Consider the following 2,780-nt stretch of genomic DNA (forward strand, 5'->3'; position numbering starts at 1 on the left):
TTAGGCAATAAAAAAATACAACTTGTGGACGGAGAGTATTTTAGTTGGTATGGTTCAAGACTGATTAAATCCTTTGATTACTTTAAAAAGTTACAATCAAGCTTGTGATTACTTTTTTAATCCTGCAAAGCAAAAACACGTCTTAAAACATCAGAAGTTCTTGATGAAAAATTAGTTCTGATTTCTTTCTCCTCAACTGCAATCATTGTATAAACTCCTTTTAATGCTTCCTGTGTAACATAATCTGCTAAATCAGGATTGACATTGTTGGTTAATGGAATTGCGTTGTACTGTGATATAATGTTGCTCCAAATTTGTGTAGCACCTACTTTGTCCAGCGAGTTGGAAATTACAGGGTTGAATCTGCTGTAAAGTTCATTGGTTGTTTTATTAGTGAGGTATTGAGTTGCAGCATCGTCAGGACCCATTAAAATTGTTCGTGCATCATTAAAAGTAATTTGACTTACAGCATTTACAAATATAGGAGTCGCTTCTTTTACGGCATCCTCAGCGGCTCTGTTTAAGACTTTCAATCCTTCATCAGCTAAATTTCCCATACCAATATCTCTTAGTGTTTTATCCACTTTTTGTAATTCTTGCGGGAGCATAATTTTTACTAACTCATTTCTGAAAAACCCATCAGTTTGTGTGAGTTTTGAAACCTGCTTATCAATCCCTTTATCCAAAGCCTGACGCAAACCCGAAGCTATATCGGCATTTGTAATTCCATTTCCGTCTTGTGGTAATGTATTGACTACTTGTTGAAGCTCAGCACAGGAAAAAAGACTAAGCGAGAAGAGTAAAATAAATGATTTTCTCATAATTATAAAATAATGGTAAATATAAAAAAAGCATCCCGGTTGTTGCCGGGATGCTTTAAAAAAGTAAAATAATTAGATTATTTTAAAACTTTCACTGTTTGTGTACTAGCTCCAATAGTTACTTCTACAAAGTAAACTCCAGAGTTGTAAGAACTCATGTCAATAGACTTAGAGTTTTGAACTGATTGTAAAAGTTTTCCAGTTACATCATAAACTGAAACATTGTTTACAGCTTCATTTGATTTGATGTTTAATTGATCAACAACCGGGTTTGGATAAACTGTGAATGCAGCGTTTTCAAACTCGTTAGTTGAAAGTACACCTTCAACAAATCTAAAGTTGTCAATAAAATAACTGTTGTCAGCGTCAATAGAATAATAGTTAACTGAACCTAATGAGTTTGCAGGAACTCCACCAGTACCTTGGTAAGGTTCTCCGTCAAGAAGAGCAACTCCGTCAATCCATACACTATGAGTCATAGCATCTAAATCAATTTCATGCTTAACTTCAAACCACTGATCAGGTGTGTAAGGAGCAGTATTACCACTATCGTCATGAGTGATTACTCCAGCAGAACCACCACTTGCAGTTGCTCCAACAAAAAATTGTCCATTCCATTGAGTTCCGGCAATTTCATTGTCTTGAATATTCCAGAAACCAGTTGCCCCAGAATACACAAGCATATCAAATCTAACAGTCCAAGTTCCTGAAGCTTGATTTCCTAGAAGGAAAATTACATCATCTGTTAGGTTGTTCCCTACATACATAGATAATGGTTCAGATTGTGATTCATCAATTACAACATTACAATCTGTAACTCCTGCAGCCGGCCAAATTTCAATAAATGGAGACTGTGGACTCACTGGACCGATACTCATATCGTCAAAGTTAATGTCATACTGTGCGTTTGCACCAAATGCAATTAAAGCAATTGCTAAAGCGTAAATTTTCTTCATAATAGTTTGTTTTTAAGTTTAATTAATTATTCGATTAGCTAAAGTAATAAGACATATCGATAATTAAAAGCTTTTTAACAAGAAATTTATTTAGATTTCTCATTTCAAATGGCATTTTTTACCTTGAGTATTCTATGTTTTTGTAAATTGCAGCTCTAAAAAATGAATTCACACTTTATGGAAAACCAAACTCCTTATAAACCTAAAAATAAAGTAAGAATAGTTACTGCTGCTTCACTTTTTGATGGTCATGATGCGGCTATCAATATTATGCGACGCATTATCCAGTCAACCGGTGTTGAAGTTATTCACCTCGGTCACGACCGAAGTGTGGAAGAAGTTGTCAACACAGCCATTCAGGAAGATGCCAATGCGATTGCTATAACCTCCTATCAAGGTGGACATAATGAGTACTTTAAATACATGTATGATTTGCTTCAGGAAAAAGGAGCCGGTCATATTAAGGTTTTTGGAGGTGGTGGTGGGGTAATCCTTCCCGAAGAAATCAAAGAGTTGATGGATTATGGTATCACACGTATTTATTCACCGGATGACGGACGTGAACTCGGGCTTCAGGGAATGATCAATGATTTGGTGAAACAATCAGATTTTCCGGTGGGTAACAAGCTAGAAGATGAGTTTGATCAATTAGAGTCTAAAAACCCAACAGCGATTGCCCGGATCATTTCATCAGCAGAAAATTTTCCTGAAGTTGCAAAACCTGTTCTGGAAAAAATTCATCAAAAAAATAAAAACTCCAAAACCCCGGTATTGGGTATTACAGGAACCGGTGGTGCCGGAAAATCATCACTGGTTGATGAATTGGTTAGACGTTTTTTAATAGATTTTCCTGAAAAAACTATAGGAATCATTTCTGTAGATCCTTCCAAAAGAAAAACCGGTGGTGCACTCTTGGGAGACCGTATCCGAATGAATGCTATTAACAACTCACGCGTTTATATGCGTTCTTTGGCTACGCGTCAGTCTAATCTGGCATTGTCAA

3 protein-coding genes and 1 pseudogene are annotated in these 2,780 nt (G+C 36.0%); 2 read left to right on the top strand and 2 right to left on the bottom strand.

Annotation, left to right across the window (positions count from 1 at the left end; translation table 11 throughout):
- Positions 1-108, top strand: a pseudogene (locus AACY61_RS11800) (cobalamin-binding protein); the annotation flags it as partial.
- Positions 109-116: 8 nt separating this feature from the next.
- Here the strand turns inward: AACY61_RS11800 and AACY61_RS11805 are convergent.
- Complete coding sequence (locus tag AACY61_RS11805; RefSeq protein ID WP_339611779.1) at positions 117-821, bottom strand: DUF4197 domain-containing protein; 705 nt, start codon at positions 819-821, stop codon at positions 117-119.
- Between the two features lie 77 nt (positions 822-898).
- Positions 899-1,777, bottom strand: coding sequence for a T9SS type A sorting domain-containing protein (locus AACY61_RS11810; RefSeq protein ID WP_339611780.1), 879 nt, complete (start codon positions 1,775-1,777; stop codon positions 899-901).
- A 177-nt stretch (positions 1,778-1,954) separates the two neighbouring features.
- Between AACY61_RS11810 and AACY61_RS11815 the strand changes: the two genes are divergently transcribed.
- Positions 1,955-2,780, top strand: an 826-nt coding sequence (locus tag AACY61_RS11815; protein WP_339611781.1) for a cobalamin-dependent protein, incomplete at its 3' end; no start/stop codon positions are given.

The organism is uncultured Planktosalinus sp., from assembly GCF_963973675.1.
GTDB lineage: Bacteria > Bacteroidota > Bacteroidia > Flavobacteriales > Flavobacteriaceae > Planktosalinus.